Annotated in this window: 21 protein-coding genes; 5 read left to right on the forward strand and 16 right to left on the reverse strand. The window is 65.3% G+C overall.

Annotated features, from left to right (window positions below; genetic code table 11):
* Nucleotides 1-21: 21 nt before the first annotated feature.
* On the reverse strand, nucleotides 22-1314 hold the full coding sequence (locus ACLMAJ_RS00345; RefSeq protein WP_412011398.1) for an acetyl-CoA C-acyltransferase: 1293 nt from the start codon (nucleotides 1312-1314) through the stop codon (nucleotides 22-24).
* Nucleotides 1315-1626: 312 nt separating this feature from the next.
* Between ACLMAJ_RS00345 and ACLMAJ_RS00350 the strand changes: the two genes are divergently transcribed.
* From ACLMAJ_RS00350 to ACLMAJ_RS00360, 3 genes are all read left to right on the forward strand, one after another.
* Nucleotides 1627-2349 carry a helix-turn-helix domain-containing protein gene (locus ACLMAJ_RS00350; RefSeq protein ID WP_412011399.1) on the forward strand — a complete coding sequence of 241 codons (723 nt, stop codon included), beginning with the start codon at nucleotides 1627-1629 and terminating at the stop codon, nucleotides 2347-2349.
* A 5-nt stretch (nucleotides 2350-2354) separates the two neighbouring features.
* Complete coding sequence (locus tag ACLMAJ_RS00355; protein ID WP_412011400.1) at nucleotides 2355-2786, forward strand: hypothetical protein; 432 nt, start codon at nucleotides 2355-2357, stop codon at nucleotides 2784-2786.
* A 70-nt stretch (nucleotides 2787-2856) separates the two neighbouring features.
* Complete coding sequence (locus ACLMAJ_RS00360) at nucleotides 2857-3366, forward strand: hypothetical protein (protein ID WP_412011401.1); 510 nt, start codon at nucleotides 2857-2859, stop codon at nucleotides 3364-3366.
* Between the two features lie 76 nt (nucleotides 3367-3442).
* On the opposite strand, the gene hpf is transcribed toward ACLMAJ_RS00360, so the two are convergent.
* The 15 genes from hpf to cofD form a co-directional block, all read right to left on the reverse strand.
* Nucleotides 3443-4135, reverse strand: a complete 693-nt coding sequence (hpf, locus tag ACLMAJ_RS00365; RefSeq protein ID WP_412011992.1) for a ribosome hibernation-promoting factor, HPF/YfiA family — start codon at nucleotides 4133-4135, stop codon at nucleotides 3443-3445.
* A gap of 246 nt (nucleotides 4136-4381) precedes the next feature.
* Entirely contained in the window at nucleotides 4382-5026 is a 645-nt protein-coding gene (locus ACLMAJ_RS00370; protein WP_412011402.1) for a ComF family protein, read from the reverse strand.
* 43 nt (nucleotides 5027-5069) lie between these two features.
* Nucleotides 5070-6878, reverse strand: coding sequence for an MtrAB system accessory lipoprotein LpqB (gene lpqB, locus ACLMAJ_RS00375; protein WP_412011403.1), 1809 nt, complete (start codon nucleotides 6876-6878; stop codon nucleotides 5070-5072).
* Between the two features lie 2 nt (nucleotides 6879-6880).
* Nucleotides 6881-8719, reverse strand: coding sequence for an MtrAB system histidine kinase MtrB (gene mtrB, locus ACLMAJ_RS00380; protein WP_412011404.1), 1839 nt, complete (start codon nucleotides 8717-8719; stop codon nucleotides 6881-6883).
* Nucleotides 8716-9393 carry an MtrAB system response regulator MtrA gene (gene mtrA / locus ACLMAJ_RS00385; protein ID WP_062984230.1) on the reverse strand — a complete coding sequence of 226 codons (678 nt, stop codon included), beginning with the start codon at nucleotides 9391-9393 and terminating at the stop codon, nucleotides 8716-8718. Before mtrA ends, mtrB begins: the two co-directional genes overlap by 4 nt.
* 78 nt (nucleotides 9394-9471) lie before the next feature.
* On the reverse strand, nucleotides 9472-10119 hold the full coding sequence (locus ACLMAJ_RS00390) for a dTMP kinase (protein WP_412011405.1): 648 nt from the start codon (nucleotides 10117-10119) through the stop codon (nucleotides 9472-9474).
* Complete coding sequence (ahcY, locus tag ACLMAJ_RS00395; protein ID WP_412011406.1) at nucleotides 10119-11603, reverse strand: adenosylhomocysteinase; 1485 nt, start codon at nucleotides 11601-11603, stop codon at nucleotides 10119-10121. The genes ACLMAJ_RS00390 and ahcY overlap by 1 nt, the downstream gene beginning before the upstream one ends.
* A gap of 69 nt (nucleotides 11604-11672) precedes the next feature.
* Nucleotides 11673-12743, reverse strand: coding sequence for an alkane 1-monooxygenase (locus ACLMAJ_RS00400; protein ID WP_412011407.1), 1071 nt, complete (start codon nucleotides 12741-12743; stop codon nucleotides 11673-11675).
* A 279-nt stretch (nucleotides 12744-13022) separates the two neighbouring features.
* A complete protein-coding gene (locus ACLMAJ_RS00405; protein WP_412011408.1) occupies nucleotides 13023-13643 on the reverse strand; it encodes a TetR/AcrR family transcriptional regulator in 621 nt (206 codons plus the stop codon).
* A 40-nt stretch (nucleotides 13644-13683) separates the two neighbouring features.
* Nucleotides 13684-13866, reverse strand: a complete 183-nt coding sequence (locus tag ACLMAJ_RS00410; RefSeq protein WP_412011409.1) for a rubredoxin — start codon at nucleotides 13864-13866, stop codon at nucleotides 13684-13686.
* A complete protein-coding gene (locus tag ACLMAJ_RS00415; RefSeq protein WP_412011410.1) occupies nucleotides 13863-14036 on the reverse strand; it encodes a rubredoxin in 174 nt (57 codons plus the stop codon). Before ACLMAJ_RS00415 ends, ACLMAJ_RS00410 begins: the two co-directional genes overlap by 4 nt.
* A complete protein-coding gene (locus ACLMAJ_RS00420; protein WP_412011411.1) occupies nucleotides 14033-15298 on the reverse strand; it encodes an alkane 1-monooxygenase in 1266 nt (421 codons plus the stop codon). The genes ACLMAJ_RS00415 and ACLMAJ_RS00420 overlap by 4 nt, the downstream gene beginning before the upstream one ends.
* Nucleotides 15299-15407: 109 nt before the next feature.
* Nucleotides 15408-15926, reverse strand: coding sequence for an NUDIX hydrolase (locus ACLMAJ_RS00425; protein WP_412011412.1), 519 nt, complete (start codon nucleotides 15924-15926; stop codon nucleotides 15408-15410).
* A gap of 55 nt (nucleotides 15927-15981) precedes the next feature.
* The gene (locus ACLMAJ_RS00430) at nucleotides 15982-17352 is read right to left on the reverse strand and encodes a coenzyme F420-0:L-glutamate ligase (RefSeq protein WP_412011413.1); all 1371 of its coding nucleotides are present in this window, start codon (nucleotides 17350-17352) and stop codon (nucleotides 15982-15984) included.
* Nucleotides 17349-18347 carry a 2-phospho-L-lactate transferase gene (cofD, locus tag ACLMAJ_RS00435; RefSeq protein ID WP_412011414.1) on the reverse strand — a complete coding sequence of 333 codons (999 nt, stop codon included), beginning with the start codon at nucleotides 18345-18347 and terminating at the stop codon, nucleotides 17349-17351. Before cofD ends, ACLMAJ_RS00430 begins: the two co-directional genes overlap by 4 nt.
* Before the next feature lie 549 nt (nucleotides 18348-18896).
* Here cofD and ACLMAJ_RS00440 point away from each other — a divergent pair.
* Both ACLMAJ_RS00440 and ACLMAJ_RS00445 read left to right on the forward strand, forming a co-directional pair.
* Nucleotides 18897-19130 (forward strand): WhiB family transcriptional regulator, encoded by a 234-nt coding sequence (locus ACLMAJ_RS00440; RefSeq protein WP_040709504.1) that lies wholly within the window; start codon nucleotides 18897-18899, stop codon nucleotides 19128-19130.
* 62 nt (nucleotides 19131-19192) lie between these two features.
* A complete protein-coding gene (locus ACLMAJ_RS00445; protein WP_378682825.1) occupies nucleotides 19193-19672 on the forward strand; it encodes a metallopeptidase family protein in 480 nt (159 codons plus the stop codon).
* The last annotated feature ends 93 nt before the right edge of the window (nucleotides 19673-19765 follow it).

Consider the following 19765-nt stretch of genomic DNA (forward strand, 5'->3'; position numbering starts at 1 on the left):
ACCGGCCGTACCGGGATCAGATCAGACGCGCTCGAGCACGGCCGAGGCCCCGATGCCGCCCGCAGCGCAGATCCCGAGCAGGGCGGCGTTCTTGCCCGTGCGAGCCAGCTCGTTGGCCATGGTGGTGACCATGCGAGCGCCGGTGGCGCCGAAGGGGTGGCCGAGGGAGACCGAGCCACCGTGCACGTTGAGCTTGTCGATATCGACCTCGCCGACGGCGGTATCGCGGTCGAGCCTGGCCTTGGCCCACTCGTCGCTGTTCAGTGCGGCGAGCACGGAAAGGGTCTGGGCCGCGAAGGCCTCGTGGATATCGACGAAATCAATGTCGCCCAACGACATTCCGGCCTTGTCCAATGCCCTCGGCATGGAGATCGCCGGGCCGATGAGCACCTGGTCGGTCGGGTCGACGCTGACGTAGCTCCACGAACGGAACGCGGCGAGCGGCCGGTAGCCGAGGGCGTGCGCCTTTTCCTCGCTCATCAGCAGCACCGCGCAGGCGCCGTCGGTGAGCGGGCTGGCATTGCCCGCGGTGACGCTGCCATCGGCGGCGAACACCGGCTTCAGACGCGCCAGCTTCTCGACGCTGGTGCCCGCACGCACCAAACCGTCACGAACGATCTCGTTGCCTTCGGGCGTGCGCACCCGAAGCACCTCGTCGTCGAAACGTCCCGAATCAATGGCGGCCGCGGCACGGTGGTGCGAACGCGCGGCGAATTCGTCCTGATCGGCGCGGGTGACGCCGTGGATGCGGGCCATTTTCTCCGCCGACTCCCCCATCACCTCACCGGTGGTGCGTTCGGCGATCTTCGGCCTGCTCGGCAGCAGATCGGTGAACGGCGCGAGCTGTGAGATCGCGGAAAGGTAGTCCTTCGGCTTCGGCTTGCCCAGCGCGAGCGGCGCGGCCGCGTGCACCACCTTCTGAGGCAATTTCACCTCGGCATTGCTGGTGGAGTCGCTGCCGCCGGCGATCATGATGTCGTACTCGCCACGCTCGATCGCGGCCGCTGCCGAGGTCACCGCCTGTAATCCGGACGCACAAGCCCGCGTCACCGTGTACCCCTCGCACCCGGCGTCGAGCCCTAGATCCAGCGCGATCTCCCGAGCGATATTCGGCGCTACGCTCGGCAGGATCACCCCACCCCACACAATGGCCTGCACCTGCGCACCCGGCAGTCCGGTCCGCTCGAGCAAGCCGCGCACCGCCGCATCCGCGAGCGCGATCGAATCCATCCGCGTGTAGTCCGTGAACGCCCGCATGAACGGCGTCCGAGCACCGGAAACGATGACGGCACGGCGAGCAGCTTTGGTAGCCATGGGTTTTCCCTTCAAGAGCCTCAGCAACCTAACTTACTCCATAGTAAGTTTCCGCGCCACGCCCCGGCTCAGCGATCCCCTCCAGTTGCCGCTGAGCCGGTTTGTCGCCGGTGAACCGGTCTGTCACGCGCCGTTGCGCAACAGACCGGGGCGCCGGTCCCGCAAACGCCCCTGCTCGTTACGGAACTGCCCGAAGCCGACACTCAGCAAGGCCGACGTTGTTCACTCGGCGCGATGGAACAGTAGCAATTTTGTCATAGATTTTTCAAACTCTTTCTATCAAGTTGTCTTTTTGACCAAGCTGGATCTACCATGAAGCCCACTATGCAGAGCCCTTCGGAGCTGTCGCGACAGAAGCGCTTCGGCCGAATCATCAAGGAGCGCCGGGATGAACTCGGCCTGACCCAGATGCAGATCGGCGATCTTGGAGGGCCATCGGCACCGACGATCAGGAAGATCGAAGACGGCGAGGCGGCGATCAGTACGCACACGCTCAACAAGCTCGACGCGCCACTGCGCTGGCTGCCGGGAAGTGCCGCGCGCACTTATGCGGGCGGCGAACCGTCCGCGCACGAGGTCGATGTGCACGCACCGAAGTCCGACGAGTCGATCGTGTCCGGACCCGATTCGATCCGGTTCGAGATCTCCGATCTGACCGGCCTGCTCGCGGCGGCGGGTCGACTCAACGACGCCGTCGAGCGCGGCCGGACGACCGAACCTCATGTGGTGGCCGCGATCTCGGATCTCAACGCCGTCGTCTCCCGGCTATCTGCCCGCTACGCGACCGCGATGCTCGAACGCAACGGCGGGCCGGGCAGACACCTGCACCCGCTCGTCGAGATGGCCTTCTCGCATCTGCTGGAGGTGCCTGCCGAGGCGGACGATCCGACGGAGTTCGAAGAGCGCCGTTATCGTCGCTGGCTGGCCGGCCGGACCGAGGACATGGACGCAACGGCGGAAGCCCGGTTTCGCGCCCGCTGGCTGGCAGCCAACAATGGTGCGACACCGATCCGAAACGGCAGGCACTCAGGGTGAAGGACATGACCGACGACGCGGCAGCTCGACCGGGCCTCGCGCTCAGCCAGAAGATCAACCGACTGTTCGCCACCGTGCACCCACGCTCGGCGCCCGAACGCACGACCTCCTCTGTGGCCGAACACATCAGCGACCAACTGCGGCGCGCGGTACGGGCCACCGACATCGAAAAACTTCGCGACGGCGAATTCGACGGAGCAGCCGCCGCTGTCGACATCGCGGTCCTCACCGCGATCGCCAAGTGCTTCGGCGTGAGCGCCGACTACCTGATAACAACGGGACAGGCCGCGATCGCGATCGACAGGGAATTGGAACTGCTCGCGACCATGCGCGACGCCAATGTCGCCAGCATCGCGCTGCGCGGTTCCGATATCGATCCCGCCATGCTGACCGCCATCATCGACGGCGCCGATCGACTCCGACCACCGACTCGGTAACATCCTCTCCTACCCGGAGGCGGGAACCGTCAGCGCCGCTGTATGTAGGAGATCGGATCGAATGGCCGGTATGGACAGCCGATTTCGGGAACTTTCCCGGACCGTACCGATACCGCACCCCTGGGACCTGTCGACCTATCTACAGGTGGTCGCTGCCCATCGTGGCCGCACCATCACCCTGCTTCCTGTCGACACCGCCATCCTCGCGGGCAGCGGCTGCGGTACCGGCAGCGGGCTGTGGATCGCCAAACACGACAGCGACGTCATCGCCTATGGCGCCGATACCACCGATTGGCACGCGGAACACATCATCGTGCACGAACTCGGGCACATGCTGCTGGGTCACGGTGCCGAATCGGCGCGTACCGAACATCCCGAGGCACACGCCTACGCCGCGATCACCGACCTGCTCCCCTCGATCTCCCCGGAATCCATCGCACACGTCCTCGGTCGCAGCGATTACGAATCCACCCGCGAGCGCGACGCCGAAACCTTCGCCGACCTGGTCATGCTCCAGGCCATGCGCCCCCAACGTCGAGAATCCTTGCTACACAAGACATTCTTCCGCGACAGACGGTAAACGACCTCGCGCATCGCAATTCTCCGGGCACCCGACTTCGTGCGCCGAATACCCGGAGAGGCGGGAAACGCGGTAACTACGAGAGCCGGATAAGGCCGTAGTCGAAGGCGTGGCGACGGTAGACGACCGACGGTCGACCGGATTCTTGGTCGTAGAAGAGGAAGAAGTCGTGGCCGACGAGCTCCATCTGATAGAGAGCGTCGTCGACGGACATCGGTGTCGCGGCGTGCGACTTGGTGCGAACGATATGGCCGGGACCGGCCGCGTAGTCCGTGTCGTCCGACGACTTCGAAACACGGCGGTCGTCACCATCGGGATGGTCGTGCGCCGAGGTGGACCCATCGCCGGGACCGAACAGGGAATCGTCGATCAGGTCCGCGGTGGCCTGTGCCACCGACACGGGGGTCTTGTCGCCGTAGTGCACCTTGCGGCGGTCCTTGGTCCTGCGCAGTCGGTTCTCCAACTTCGCGGTGACCGATTCGAGCGCGGCGTAGAAGCTATCGGCGCAGGCTTCCGCCCGGACGACCGGTCCCTTTCCACGCGCGGTGATCTCGACTCGCTGGCAGCTCTTGCGCTGCCGACGATTACGTTCATGGAACAGCTCCACGTCGAAGAGGAAGATCGACGGATCGAAGCGTTCGAGTCGGGAGAGTTTCTCCTCGACGTAGATTCGGAAGTGATCAGGTACCTCGACGTTGCGACCTTTCACAACGACGTCCGCGCTAGGAGACCTAGGGCTGTCCGCTGTGGGTTGCTCTGTCAGATCCATGGCGCTGGAATCCAGCACGATGGAATCGGCATCTTTCACTGAAGGTCGTGAAGAAGTCGTCACGCGTACCTCCCGGATATGGCCGCACAGACCGAACGTGCGTGCGGCGGGATGAGCGGTGCCGATAGACAATCTCTCGGCACTCGAAGTCCGAGGCGCCACCTCCAAACTGCCGGTTCGGGTGTGTGATCGCGACGCTAGTACGACAACGGGCGGACCGCCAGTGTTCACGCAAATTTCCCGGAGTCAAGCAGCACACACCACCAGCACTGCACATACCGAGACCCCGATTCCCGCCAACACGCGGACCGATTCGGAGGCGGTAGCTCCGGTCGTCAGCACGTCGTCGACCAGCACCACATCGGCATTCGCCGAAATACCCACCGCACCCCCACGGCAGGGCGCCGCGCCGATTCGGCCACCGAGATTGTGTTGTCGCTCACGCGGTGTCAAGCCCACCGAATCCCGTACGCCCCACCACATCCGCATCAGCGGTACCACCCGGCTATCAGGCAGCGATCTCGCCGCGGCGAGCGCGGCACGGACCACAGGATCGCCGCCACGTCGCCGGGCCGCCGCCGCCCGGCTCGGCGCCGGAATCAGTACCAGGGCCCGATCCCGCGTCCGCAACCGAGCAAGCCCGCCGGCGAGCGCCACCCCGAGTGGCGCCGCGAGATCGCGGCGCCCATGCTCCTTCGCCGCCAGCACCGCGCGCCGCCCTGGCCCCGCATACCGCCCAAGCGCCCAGCACGGCACCCCGGGATCGGCACGCGGCCACACCCGCACCGGCCCGAGTGTCAGCGCCGCCGCGCAGTCGGCACACCAGCCGACGCCGACCGTCCCACACCCGGCACACGCCACAGGCAGCACGAGATCCAGCAGTGTCCGCATCGCCCGAGTGTGCGCGCGGCCACCGACAGGTTCGATCGAGATCTCAACCGGGCAGCACCGGAACGGCATTCGCGCCGAGACCGGGCACCTCACGCCAATAGGGCTCGCCACCACCGGGGTTGCTGGTCAGCTCCAGTACCGCGCGCAAATCGGCGGCGTACTGATGCTCGGGTGACGCGCTCACCACCCGCACAGGTGGGGTCAGATTCTGGCTTGTCTGCGGAAGCGGTTGGGAGCCGTCCACCGACACTGTGCTCACCGGGTCGACATTGCCCTCGCGGGCGATGAGCAAGGTGTCGGCACCGAGCCAGTCCACCGAGACCGCGGCGGTGCTCAGTCCGAGGGCAAGCGGAAGCGGTGAGGTCAGGGCGTACTTGCCGTTCGGCTGCGGGACGACGACCACGACATAGACCTTGCCGTCGGCGATCAGCGCGGCACGCACTCCGGTTCGGGAAATCCGCAGTTCGGTGATCGGCAGCCGGAATGTCGGGCTCGGCATCGCCGCGGTCAGTGCCGAGATGTCGACATCCTGGACCGAGACAGTTCCTGTGGTCCGATCGTTGACCGCGCGAATCACCCGCTCGCCGTCGATGACCGCCCACGCGGCGCTGCCGTCGGCGCTCCAGGACGGCCTGGTGATGGTGGTGCCCTCGGCGACGGGAAAGGCGCTGCCGCCGTAACTGCCGACCATCAGGGTGCGCGGCGGTTCGGGGGGCGGCCGTCCCGCATCGGCGACGGCGGCGACGAGCTGGCCATCCGGGGACAGCCCGACCGTCTGCAAGTTGCTCACGGCACCGAAGTAACCGGGCGGCGTGACCATGCCATCCGCGGTGACCTGCACGAGGGAACCGTTGCGTAAGGCGTGCAATCCGATCCGATTCTGCGTGTGTGCCGCCACGCTGAGCTGTTCGACGTCGGCGACCGACCAGCCGTTGGCCGCGAATCGATCGTCCAGCGGTTTGCCGTCGGCAAGCAACATGTACGGGCCGAGGATGTCGGCGCCCGCCAGCGTGAGGACCACCTGCCCGGCAAGAAGTTCGCGGTCGCGTGGCGACAGGTTGGTTGCGCCCGCGAAGTCCATGCGCACACCGCCGAGCCCGACACCGACTTCACCAGGGTCGTTGCCCGCCTTGGTGATCGGTCCGCGCAACGCGACCGGCGGCGCCAGCTCGTTGCGCAACACGGTCGCCAGTGCGGGCTGGCTGCCCTCGGTGAGCAGGGTCATCAGCCGCTGGGCCAGTTGGTTTTTGGCCACCGAGATCCACCGCAAGTCGGGCACAACGGTGGTGCCCGACGGGTCGATGAAGTACAGCACGTAGCGCCGATAGGACTTGGCGAACGCCGAGTGGTCCATGATCACGCCGTCGGGCAGTTCGTCGATGCGCCACTCACCGTCGACCTTGGACATTTCGATCTTGTTTTCCAGTGGCGAGTCGCTTGCCCGATAGGCACCGTCGGGCGCCAACTCACCGATCTTGTGCGTCCGGATCACATAGGTTGCCTTGTCTCCGACACGCGATTCACGCAACGTGTCTGTTTTCTCCACGACCACGGTGCTCGCCGCATCATCCCACTGCGCCGACGCCGACGGCGTCATGTACTGCCTGGCCGCCAAATGTCGGTTGGTGGGGTCGGCGGTGGCCTGTAGGAAGTCACGCAGCAGCAGATCGGGATCGCGCCCGGCGATGGGCGGTGGCGGTCCATCGTTCGTCGGTTCCCTGTTGATGGTGCCGAGTGCCTGCGGCGCGGAGGATTCCGGCAAGCTCGCGCAGCCGGTGAGTATCAATAACGTCGCGATGGCGACCGCGCCGAACGCGGGCCGCCGGTGCGACATCGGATACCAGGCGCGCATCCTCATGACTGTACGTCCCCCGGTTCGGCGGCTTCGGCGTCGGCAACGGCGCTGTCGTCGGCCCGCGATCCCACGCCATTCGTCGATTCGACCCGCTCGGCCGTCTCCGGCCGCGAGGTCGGCCCCGCGGCCTTTTCGGCCTCGGCATTGCTCGCTGGGTCATTACTCGCAGGCACGGATTCGACCGCGCGCAGCTGAGCGTGCTTGCGCAACACGGGCTCGAGCGGCAGCGGACTCGCGCCGAACTTCTTGCCGCGCACCAGCGGCAGTGTGAGCCGGAAGCAGGCGCCGAGACCGGCCTCGCCCCACGCCTCCAGCTTGCCCTCATGCAGATTCGCGTCCTCGACGCTGATCGACAGGCCGAGTCCGGTGCCACCGGAGCGACGCATCCGCGACGGGTCCGAGCGCCAGAACCGGTTGAAGACCAGCTTCTCCTCGCCTGGCCGCAGGCCGATGCCCTGATCGCGCACGATCACCGCGACCGCGTTGGCATCCAGATCGCCACGCATCCGGATCAGTACCGGCTTGCCCTCGCTGTGGTCGATCGCGTTCGCGAGCAGATTACGCAACACCCGCTCGACCCTGCGCGGATCGACCTCCGCGACGAGCGGCTCTTCCGGCATATCGATGACAACCTCGACGCCTGACTCCTTCGCCAGATGCCGGACGGTCGAAATCGCGGCCCGCGCGCACATCCGCACGTCGAGAGATTCGACCTGGAGCTCCGCGACGCCCGCGTCGTGACGGCTGATCTCGAGCAGATCGTTCAACAGCCCCTCGAACCGGTCCAGCTCGGTGACAAGCAGTTCGGAGCTACGGGCGAGCGCGGGGTCGAGATCGTCGCTGCTGCCGTGGATCAGATCGGCGGCCATCCGCACGGTGGTCAGCGGGGTCCGCAGCTCATGGCTGACATCCGAGGTGAATCGGCGCTGCAGATTGCCGAACTCTTCGAGCTGGGTGATCTGGTTGGACAGGCTCTCGGCCATCTCGTTGAAGGCCTGAGCCAATCGCGCCATATCGTCTTCGCCACGCACCAGCATGCGCTCCTTGAGCCTACCGTCGGCGAAACGGCCGGCGATCCGTGCGGCCGAGCGGATCGGCAAAACAACCTGGCGCGTGACCAGCGCGGTAATCGCGGCAAGCAGGACCAGCAGCACGATGCCGCCGATCAGCATGGTGCCGCGCATCAGCGCCAGACTGCTTTCCTCATTGGCCAACGGAAAGACCAGATAGATCTGCAGCGTCGGGATCTCGGCGCTCGGGCTACCGATGATCAGCGCGCGACCACGGTATCCGTCGGGGTCGGAGACGGTGGCGAACTGATAGCTGATCTGGTTGCGCTCGACGTAGTGGCGCAGTTCCTCCGGCACCTCCTGGATCGGGCCGGTCGAGATCTGCTGCAGCGGGGTGCCGCCGACGATGCTCAACGCCGAGTCGAAACTGCCCGCCGCTCCGCTCGATTGACCGGTACCACCGCGGTTGGACAGCGCGTTGCGCGCGTCGGACAGCCGCTGCTGCTGGGTGCCGATGTCGTGCACGCCCGCAAGTTGGTTCTCCACGGTGTTGCGGGCGCGATCCATCTCCTCGACCGCCGCGTTGATCTTGGCGTCGAGTAATCGATCGGTGATCTGGCTTGTCAGCACCACGCCGAGGATCGTGATGACGATCAGCGACAAGGTGAGCGTGGAGACGATGACGCGTAATTGCAGCGAACGACGCCACACGTGGCCGAGCGCGGTGCCGACCTCCTTGAACCAGGTGACCACCGGTGCGAGCGATCGTTCGAGACGCTGGGCCGAAGTCTCCCTGACGTCCGAACGATCGGCATCGCCTTCGATCACGGCGGTCCGGCCTTGTACCCGACGCCTCGAACGGTGAGCACGATCTCGGGATTCTCCGGATCCTTCTCGACCTTCGCGCGCAGTCGCTGGACGTGCACGTTCACCAGGCGGGTATCGGCGGCATGCCGGTAGCCCCAGACCTGCTCGAGCAGCACCTCACGGGTGAACACCTGACGCGGCTTGCGGGCGAGCGCGACAAGCAGATCGAATTCGAGCGGAGTCAGCGAGATCTGCGCACCACCACGGGTCACCTTGTGCGCGGGCACATCGATGACGATATCGGCGATGGAGAGCAGCTCGGCGGGCTCCTCCTCGGTACGGCGCAGGCGAGCACGCACGCGAGCGACGAGCTCCTTGGGCTTGAATGGTTTGACGATGTAATCGTCGGCACCGGACTCCAGACCGAGCACGACGTCGACCGTGTCGGTCTTCGCCGTGAGCATCACGATCGGGACTCCGGAGTCGGCCCGCAGCACCCGGCATACGTCGATGCCGTTCATGCCAGGCAGCATCAGGTCCAGCAACACAAGATCGGGGCGGATCTCCCGAACCGCCGCAAGCGCCTGCGTACCGTCGCCGACCACATGCGGGTCGAACCCTTCCCCGCGCAAGACGATCGTGAGCATCTCAGCGAGTGCCATATCGTCGTCGACGACCAGAATCTTGGGCTTCATAATTACTATGGTGTCATCTCTCGGGCTCGGATCGGGCCGCCACGCCAACACTCGTGGGATCCCGCGGCACATCCAACCTTATCGGCCTGCGATTTCGGCCAGTCGCGAGGCTAATGAGGCCGGATCGTCATCGGATCGGTATATCCACCACGGGCCGTGCCAGCCTTGTTCGGCCAGCTCGCGATACACCTCGAGAGTGCGCCGCTGCAGTCCGCCGTCGCGTTCGTAGGCATCGAGTGAGCGGTTCGCGTCGAGTTCGCCTCGGCTGCGGGCACGCTCGGCCGCGACCTCTGTCGAGACATCGAGAAGCACCTGCACCCCTGGCTCCGGCATGCCGAACCTGCCGAACTCCAATTCGGCTGTCCAACGAGCGATCTCACCATCCACGGACTGGTGCAGCCTGGCCGCGTTGTAGGCCGCGTTGGAGGCGACGTAGCGGTCCAGAATCACGATGTCATTGTCCGCCAGCAGTTTCGCCAACTCCACACGTGCGTCGGCCCGGTCCAGAGCGAACAGCAACGCCATCGCATACACCGATTCCGCGAGATCTCCGTGCGCACCGTGCAGTGCCTCGGAGGCGAGATCAGCGTGCACCGACCGCCCGTAGCGCGGGAAGGCGAGCGTGGTCGCTCGCACTCCCCGCGCCGTCAACGCGGTGACGACGGCGTCGGTCAGCGTTCGCTTTCCGGCGCCGTCGAGTCCTTCCAGCGCGACAAGAACTCCCATCAGTACCGGTAGTGCTCCGGCTTGTACGGGCCATCGACATCGACGCCGATGTACTCGGCCTGATCCTTGGTGAGCTTGGTCAGCGTGCCACCGAGCGCCTCGACGTGGATCTTGGCGACCTTCTCGTCCAGGTGCTTGGGCAGTCGGTAGACCTCGTTGTCGTACTCGTCCGGCTTGGTCCACAGTTCGATCTGCGCGATCACCTGATTGGAGAAGCTGTTGGACATGACGAACGAGGGGTGGCCGGTGGCGTTGCCCAGGTTCAGCAGGCGCCCCTCCGACAGGACGATGATCGCCTTACCCGACTCCTTGAACGTCCACAGATCGACCTGCGGCTTGATGTTCAAACGCGTTGCGTTGGAACGCTCGAGCCCCGCCATATCGATCTCGTTGTCGAAGTGACCGATGTTGCCGAGGATGGCCTGGTCCTTCATCGCCTTCATGTGCTCGAGGGTGATGATGTCCTTGTTGCCGGTCGAGGTGATCACGATGTCGGCCTTGCCGATCGCGTCCTCGACGGTGACCACGTCGTAGCCGTCCATCAGCGCCTGCAACGCGTTGATCGGGTCGATCTCGGTGACCTGCACCCGAGCGCCCTGTCCCGCAAGCGATTCCGCGCAGCCCTTGCCGACATCTCCGTAGCCGCAGATCAGCACCTTCTTGCCGCCGATGAGCACATCGGTACCGCGGTTGATGCCGTCGATCAGCGAGTGGCGGGTGCCGTACTTGTTGTCGAACTTGCTCTTGGTGACCGAGTCGTTGACGTTGATGGCCGGGAACACCAGCTCACCCGCCGCGGCGAACTGGTACAGCCGCAGCACACCGGTGGTGGTCTCTTCGGTGACACCCTGGACCGAGTCGGCGATAGCGCCCCACTTGGTCTTGTCGGTCTCGAACCGCTCACGCAGCAGGTTCAGGAAGACCTTGTACTCGGCCGAGTGATCCTCGTCCGCGGGCGGCACCACGCCCGCCTTCTCGAACTGCGCGCCGCGCAGCACGAGCATGGTGGCGTCACCGCCGTCGTCGAGGATCATGTTGGCGGGCTCACCCGGCCAGGTGAGCATCTGCTCGGCGGCCCACCAGTACTCCTCCAGCGTCTCGCCCTTCCAGGCGAACACCGGGATGCCCTTCGGCTCGTCCTCGGTGCCGTCGGGACCGATGACGATGGCCGCGGCGGCGTGATCCTGGGTGGAGAAGATGTTGCATGAGGCCCAGCGCACCTGCGCGCCGAGACTCACGAGGGTTTCGATCAGCACCGCGGTCTGGATCGTCATATGCAGCGAACCGGAGATCCGCGCACCCTTCAGCGGCAGCACCTCCGCGTATTCGCGGCGCAGCGCCATCAAGCCGGGCATCTCGTGCTCGGCGAGGCGGATCTCCTTGCGGCCGAATTCGGCCAGCGACAGGTCCGCCACCTTGTAATCGATGCCGTTGCGGACATCGGCGATCAGGGACGTGCGTGCGGGAAGTTCTGAGGTCGTCATCTGCCTCTTTCAGCCTCTCCTGGTTCGTCAGTACCGAGGCAAGGCTAGTCGCTGAATCGACCCCAAGGACTAAGCGCTCACCCCGTAGGAGGACAGAATACGGCGACGCTTGCGCGGATGAATGTTCGCCAGGGTGATGTCACCGTTGTAATGGGCGAACACCCGGTGATCCATGACATAGCGCCACAACGGCGGTATCGCCGCGAAGACGATCATCGTGGCGTATCCGGCGGGCAATTGCGGCGCCTCCATCGAGCTGCGCAGGGTTTGGTACCGGCGGCCGGGATTGGCGTGATGATCGCTGTGGCGTTGCAGATGGAACAGGAAGATGTTGGTGACGAGCCGGTCGCTGTTCCAGCTGTCACGCGGCGAACAGCGCGCGTAGAGGCCGTTTGGCCTGCGCGCCCGCAGCAGCCCGTAATGCTCGACGTAGTTCACCGTCTCCAGCAGGGCGACACCGATCACGGCCTGTAGCAGCAGCCACGGCAGCGCGCGCACGCCGAACAGGGCGACCATGAGCCCGAACAGCGCAAGACTCATCGCCCACGCCTGCAGGATGTGGTTGTGCACGCTCCACCAGCCGCGCCCCTTACGCGTCAAACGCTCGCGTTCCAGTGCGAGCGCCGAGCGGAACCCACCGGCGACTGTGCGCGGCAAGAACTCCCAGAGCGATTCGCCCATCCTGGCGCTTGCCGGATCCTGGGGGGTCGCCACCCTGGCGTGGTGGCCACGGTTGTGCTCGACGAAGAAATGCCCGTACCCCGACTGCGCGAGCGCCACCTTGGCGAGCCAGCGCTCCAGGTGCTCGACCCGATGCCCGAGTTCGTGCGCGGCATTGATACCGATGCCGCTGACGAAGCCGAGGGTTGCGGCGAGCCCGAGCTTGTCGAGGATGCTCAGGCTGTCGCCCACCCACATGTAGCAGGCGATACCCAGGCCGATCAGCTGGATCGGCAGAAAGAGGTAGGTGCACCAACGGTAGTAGCGATCGTTGGACAGCAACTCGTAGTCCTCGTCGCGCGGATTGTTGCCGTCATCGCCGATCACCCAGTCCAGCACCGGGATCACGATCAGAACGATGATCGGTCCGATCCACCAGAAGACGGTCGCGCCGGTGTGCAGGACCAACTGTGACGGCAATAGCGCGCACGACGGAGCGATTAGGCCCAGAACCCACAGATGGCGTTTGGGGTCTACCGACCCCGCCCGGTTGCCAACCGATTGCACGTTTGCCCCGCTAATTAAGTACCTCGACTCCGTCGCATGACAATACATACAAACTTTTCGAATGTTCCACACCGGGAAGGGTCCGAAAATGTAGACAGTTACATGCCAGACAGTTGGTTTTTAAGCACGTTGACATGCGACGACGATGACCGCACACTCCCGGCAAACCAGTGCGCGACACCGGCAGCGGCGCTAGCTCAGCTCGCGTGCCGCCAAGATCGCCTCGACGTAGGGACTCAGCAAATCGCTCAGGTCGGCGGGCGCATTCCGACCGGGGGCGGGCGGTGTCGGAATGTAGCTCAAGGCGATGCGCACCAGCGCGTGGGCGAGAACCGCCGATTCCGCCGCCGACGCACCGACCCAGCTGTGCTGGAACGCGACGGCAAGTCGCTCGGTGGCATGTTCGAGCAACGGCCCCGCATCAAGGGTGATGAGCCGCAGCAGATCCAGCTTCACCTCGCCCGCGAGCAGCGACTGCACCAGCGGATCGGCTGCGGCTTCGAGGAAGAAGCCGCCAAGCCCCTCACGGAAAGCCGCCCTGACATCGCCGACATTGCCATCGATCGCCGAATGGACGTGATCGACGAGATCGTCGGCCAGGCGCAGCGCATAGGACTGCGCGAGGCCCGACCGCGATCCGAACTCGTTGTACAGGGTCTGTCTGCTCACCCCGCCCCTCGTCGCCACATCGCCGAGGGTGATCTTCGACCAGTCCCGCTCGGTGAGTAGCTCCCGCATCGCATCCAGGACCGATGTGCGCAGGAGTTCCCGCGCCGCCTCCTGATACGGAACCCTCGGTCCTGTGCGCGGCATACCCGCGACATTGTCACGGGGATATGCCGCAGTCAAAATCTCACAACCGCTCGATCTCGACCATGTAGAAGTCGGCTTTCGCCGCGCCACAGTCCGGACAGGTCCAGTCCTCGGGGATGTCGTCCCAGCGGGTACCCGGCTCGATCCCGTCGTCGGGCCAGCCCTTGGCTTCGTCGTATTCGAAGCCACACTGGATGCACTGGAACAGCTTGTATTCGGTCATTTGGCAGCTCCCATCAATTCGAAGTCGATCTTCTCCCGCACCCCGCAGTCCGGGCAGCACCACTCATCGGGCACCTTGTCCCAGGCTGTTCCTGCCGGGAAACCCTCGTGCGGTGCACCTTTCGCCTCGTCGTAGACGTAATCGCAGACGGGGCAACGAAACCTGCTCATGCTCCAGCCGCCTCCACACCCGAGCCCGCAGCGGCGGAACCCACCGCGTAGCGGGCAATCACCTTGTCCCGCTTGGGCGGATGGATGTTCGCGCGGGTGACGTCGCCGCCGTAGTGCGCGAGCACCCGCTTGTCCATCACCCGCCGCCACAGCGGCGGAAAGTAGGCGAGCAGGATCATGCTCGCGTAGCCGGTCGGCAGGTTGGGCGCACCGTCCCAGCTGCGCAGCGTCTGGTAGCGCCTGGTCGGGTAGGCATGGTGATCGCTGTGCCGTTGCAGGTGATAGAGGAAGATGTTGGTGACGATGTGGTCGCTGTTCCAGCTGTGCACCGGAGCGGGCCGCTCGTACCGGCCGGACGCGGTGCGCTGGCGCACCAGCCCGTAGTGCTCCAGGTAGTTGACCGCCTCCAGCAAGCTGAAACCGACCACCGCCTGCAAGATCAGATACGGCAGCACGCCGATACCGAACACCGCGATCAGCACCGCGTACAGCGCCACCGACATCAGCCAGGCGCTGAGCACCTCGTTACGCAAGCTCCACGGCTTCTTGTCGAGGCGATCCAGCCGCGCCTTCTCCAATCGCCACGAGGAGCTGAGGCTGCCCCATACGGTGCGCGGCCAGAACGCCCAGAACGACTCTCCGAGACGGGAACTCGCCGGATCCTCCGGGGTGGCGACCCGCACGTGATGACCGCGATTGTGCTCGATGTAGAAGTGCCCGTAGAACGATTGAGCCAACGCGATCCGGGACAGCCACCGCTCCAGGTCGACCTTCTTGTGCCCGAGTTCGTGCGCGGTATTGATACCGATGCCGCCGATCATGCCGACCGTGATCGCCAGGCCGACTTTGTCGACGATGTGCAGGCCACCGTCGATGCCGAGCCAGCCGACGTTGTCCGCGGTGATCAGGTAGCAGGCGATGATCAGCGTCGCGTACTGGAACGGCAGGTACAGGTAGGTGAGATATCGGTAGTACTTGTCGTTCTCCAGGTACTCCATCACTTCATCGGGCGGGTTGTCGCCGTCCGGGCCGAAGAAGACGTCGGCCAGCGGGATCAATACGTATATCAGCACCGGCCCCAACCAGAACGGCACCTGCGCGAGCCGATGCCAGCCGAGTTCGTTGAATGCCCAGATCAGGGGCAGTCCGATGGTGAAGAGGCCGGTAGGCGCGAACAACCCCCACAGCCACATATATCGCTTGCGGTCACGCCATGCGGGCACCTCGACCTGACGGTCGGAGGCATCGGTTTCTGTCGACATCGCTGTCTCTCCATTCGAGCGGCACATCACATGTGACGTGCATTACTACTCAAATTGACATTAGCGATACACATGTCTTCTGTCTATACAAATCACCAAATTTGTAAACCTAACGCAGCAGCACGTCCGCATCGAGCGGGAGAGCGTCGATCGGCCACCAGCGCAGATCAGTGGATTCGGCGCTACGGACCGGCACCGCACCCGCAGGGGCGGCGATTCGGAACAGCAGATCCAGATGCCGAGTCGGCACGCCGAGCGAACAAGTGATCGGATGCGCCTGGGCGCCGTACAGTCGCGGCTCGATGCGCAGACCGGTGATGCCGGACTCCTCGACGGCCTCGCGCAGCGCAGCGCCCGGCACCGTTTCGTCGCCCTCCTCGCAGTGGCCACCGAGTTGGATCCAACGGCCGACCCGCGGATGCAACGTCAGCAGCACCTCGCGTTCGTCATGTGAGAAGACGACCGCGGACGCCGTGATGTGACCGGGGACGTGCTCACGCAGGCAACCGCGCGGCGCCGACCCGAGGAATGCCAGCATCGCCTCTCGCAGTGAAGCATCGGAACCGGCTGCCGGACGCCATGATTCGAGCAAATCCGTCGCCGAAGCGTGCAGCGAACTCGCGCTCATTGTGGGCTCCCACAGCCGGTGCGGACCTCGAGACAGCGCGTGGGCGCAAGAGGGGTCACAGTTCGATCAGGCCGAGGCCGGTGCCGCGTACCGCGCGGGGGGTCAATTCCTCCAACGGATGACCGATCGCGATGCCGCCCAACGGGCTCCAGTCCGCATCGAGGCCGAGCACATCGCGGGTGATCTCCGGCGCGAAGATCGTCGAGCCGATCCAGCAGCTCCCGAGCCCCTCGGCGGCGAGGGCGACCAGCAGCCCTTGAACCGCCGCACCGACCGCGACGGTGAACATGGTTCGCTCGTTCGCGCGCCGTCGCTCATCCGGGTAGTCGTGCGCGCCGTCGGGCACACAGAACGGAATGATCACCTCGGGTGCGTCGAAAAGGATTCGGCCACGGGCGATTCGGCGCTGCACCCGCTCCGGCGTCAGCCCGTCGGCGGTGAGGTCTTGCCGCCACTTCTCCGCCATCGCCTCGAGCAACTGCTCGCGCAGACCGGACTTGCGCAACCACACGAACCGCACCGGGCGCGTGTGGTGCGGCGCGGGCGCTGTCAACGCGACCGCGACGGCGGCACGCACGCGCTCGGGATCGACAGGCTCGTCGGCGAACTGCCGGACCGACCGGCGCAGCAGCAGCGCCTCCGAGCGCCCCTTCGCGATCGCTTCCGCGGTACCGAGCCAGAACAGGTCATCGATGCCGCCGCGCAACAGGTCCGCGGCGGTCGAACCGTCGTCGCCGACCGGGAGCCCGCGCACCACCGCGACCGGAACGCCGCCGAGCTTGCCCTTGACCAGATCCGCGGCTGCCGCGAGTTCATCGGCGATCGCGACCTGGGTGACGTGCAGTTCATTACCCTGCCCGTCCACCGCGCCCGAATAGTCGTGCAGCACCCGCAGTCCCGAGGAGCCGATGGCGGTATCGGTCTGGCCGTTGCGCCAGGCCCGGCCCATGGTGTCGGTGATGACTACCGCGACCGCCACCCCGAGCCGTTCGGACAACTCGGCGCGCAAGGCTTTCGCGCTGGCATCCGGGTCGGACGGCAACAGCACGAGTTCACCCTGCTCGACATTGGAGCCGTCCACGCCGGAAGCGGCCTGGACGATGCCGAGCTTGTTCTCGGTGATCAGCGTGCGCCCCTTGGTCGCGAGCACGCGAACGGCTTCCTGCTCGACAAGCGCGCGGCGCGCGGCGTCACGCTCGTCCGGATCGAGCGGAGCCTCGACGATCCGCCCCTCGGCCTTGGCGACAATCTTGCTGGTGACAACCAGGATGTCGCCGTCGACCAGCCACGGCGCACACGCGGCGATGTGTTCGGCGAGATCGTCGCCGGGCCGGAACTCGGGCAACCCCGTAATCGGCAGGATCCGCAACTCCCCCGCCGCGTGATCGGCCGGGCCGACTCGGTTTTCTTCGCTGTGCTCACTCACGGCTTCACTCCTGCGAGGTCGAGTGCCTCCCGGACCATCTCGGCGGTGGTCGGCGGGTCGGTCATCAACAACGGCACGCTGCGTACTTCGACGCCGGGCACATCGGCGGTGTCGGTGGTGTGGATCAACCAGCCGTCCAGGATTCCGGTACCGGAGCGGGCGCCGTAATAGCGGCCGATTGCCTCGGCGGTGGTCTCGACACCGATTACCGAAAGGCACTCGTCCGCCATGCCACGCAACGGCTTGCCGTCGATCACTCCGGACACCCCGATCACCTTGGCTTCCGTGGTGCGCAGCGCACCGCGAATACCCGGTACCGCGAGGATCGCGCCGATGCTCACCACCGGGTTGGACGGGGCAAGTAAGACGACATCAGCATTGGCTATGATCTCCGTCACATTTGGCGCAGGCTTCGCCTCATCCGCCCCAATTGTGGCGAATCCGTGGGTATCGATGTTCGCGCGGTAGCGAACCCACCACTCTTGGAAATGGATCGCGCGACGTTCGCCAGGGTTGTCGGGGTCACTCACAACCACGTGTGTTTCGCATCGATCGTCCGTTGCCGGGATCAGTTTCACGCCCGGCTGCCACCTATTGCAGAGCGCTTCTGTCACCGCGGACAGCGAGTACCCGGCACGCAACATTTCACTTCGAACCAGATGCGTGGCGATGTCGCGATCGCCGAGACCGAACCAATCGGGCTGCGCGTGATATTTGGCCAGCTCTTCCTTGGCATGCCAGGTTTCGCCCAGCCTGCCCCAGCCCCGGTCGGTGTCGATTCCCTCGCCGAGGGTGTACATGCAGGTATCGAGGTCGGGGCAGATGCGAAGGCCATGCATCCAGACGTCGTCGCCGACATTGACGATCGCGGAAACCTCTGCCTCCGGCAGTAGTTCCCGAACGCCCTGTAGGAAGCGCGCGCCACCGACTCCGCCCACCAGGACGGCAATCCGGGGTCCGCTGGCGGGTGCGGTGTCCGCTTGTTGTGGAGTCACATCCGCACAGCCTATGCGGTACCGGAGTTGCCGCACTTCGTCCTATATTAGCTGGTCATTTGCTATTTGCTGGTTCAAGATCATCTTGGAATCCGGTTGCGGATAGTAACGGAATAGAGACGGCGGCTTGACCATCGACACGTCCGGCGTGTCTAATCACAGGCATGTCATTTCGGGTCCGCGTGAGAGTTCAAGGCGCGGATAGCTTTTCGAACAGGTGTTCGCATCGGAATGACAAGCTCGGGGATGTCCGCGGGACAACGTCGCGGAGTACGGCCGTCGGTGTGCGTGTTGGTCCGACGGAAAGAATCATTCTGCGCTAACACACAGTGAGGAGGCGGAGCGATGGCCAACGAAATGGTCTCGCCGACCGATTCCACAGCAGGCGCAGCACGTGGCGTCTGCGCAGATATCGGCCGGATCGAAACAGACCGGATCGAAACGGACCGGTTCGAGCCGGTCCGGATCGAACCAGACCGGACCGAACCAGAGATGACCGATGGTGTGACAGCCCCCCGGCTCAGCCTGGTCGTGACCGGCTTCGACGAGATGTTCGAATCCATCGAGGAACAGTGGCAGGAACGCGCCCTGTGCGCGCAAACAGATCCCGAGGCGTTCTTCCCCGAGAAGGGCGGCTCGACCCGCGAGGCAAAGCGGATCTGCCTGGGCTGCGAGGTACGCGACGAGTGCCTGGAGTACGCACTCGCACACGATGAGCGCTTCGGCATCTGGGGCGGCCTCTCCGAACGCGAGCGGCGCCGCCTGAAGCGTGGCATCGGTTAGAAGACGTGAGGCCAGCCTGCCTCGATGCGCGAGTTCGCGGCAGGCTGGCCTAGATTTTGTCCATGGCCCATTTTCGGAACCGACGACCACCGACCGCGCGGTCGGTGATCCGCCGCGGCCGTGGGCTGCGCGGGCCGATGCTGCCGCCGACTGTTCCCGCGTGGCGAACCCGCGGCCAGCAGTTCGACCGACTGGTCCTCGAGGCGTTCGCACCGCTGGACACCCGCTGGCACGACCGGCTCACCAAGCTGGATATCGCGGTCGACGACGTACCGAAAATCCGTCCGCTGCATCCTGATTCGGTCACCTGGCCGGATGAGGTCGTCGCCGACGGGCCGGTGCCGCTGTCGCGGCTCATCCCCGCGGGCGTCGACCGGCACGGCGTGGCGACAAGGGCCAGGGTGGTGCTGTTCCGCAAACCTCTCGAACTTCGTGCGGGCGACCCCGACGATCTCGTCGATCTGCTCCGCGAGGTCCTCGTCCAGCAGATCGCCACCTACCTCGGCGTCGACCCCGACCTCATTGATCCCGAGGGCGATTAGGCCCGAACGTAACGGTCGATCCGGACAAGTCTCATCCCCTACCTGAGCGTGTCTGCCTCCATCGGACGGCGTGGCGGGTTACTCTCATCGTCG

Origin of the sequence: Nocardia arseniciresistens (assembly GCF_046764875.1) — a bacterium.
Lineage (GTDB): Bacteria > Actinomycetota > Actinomycetes > Mycobacteriales > Mycobacteriaceae > Nocardia > Nocardia arseniciresistens.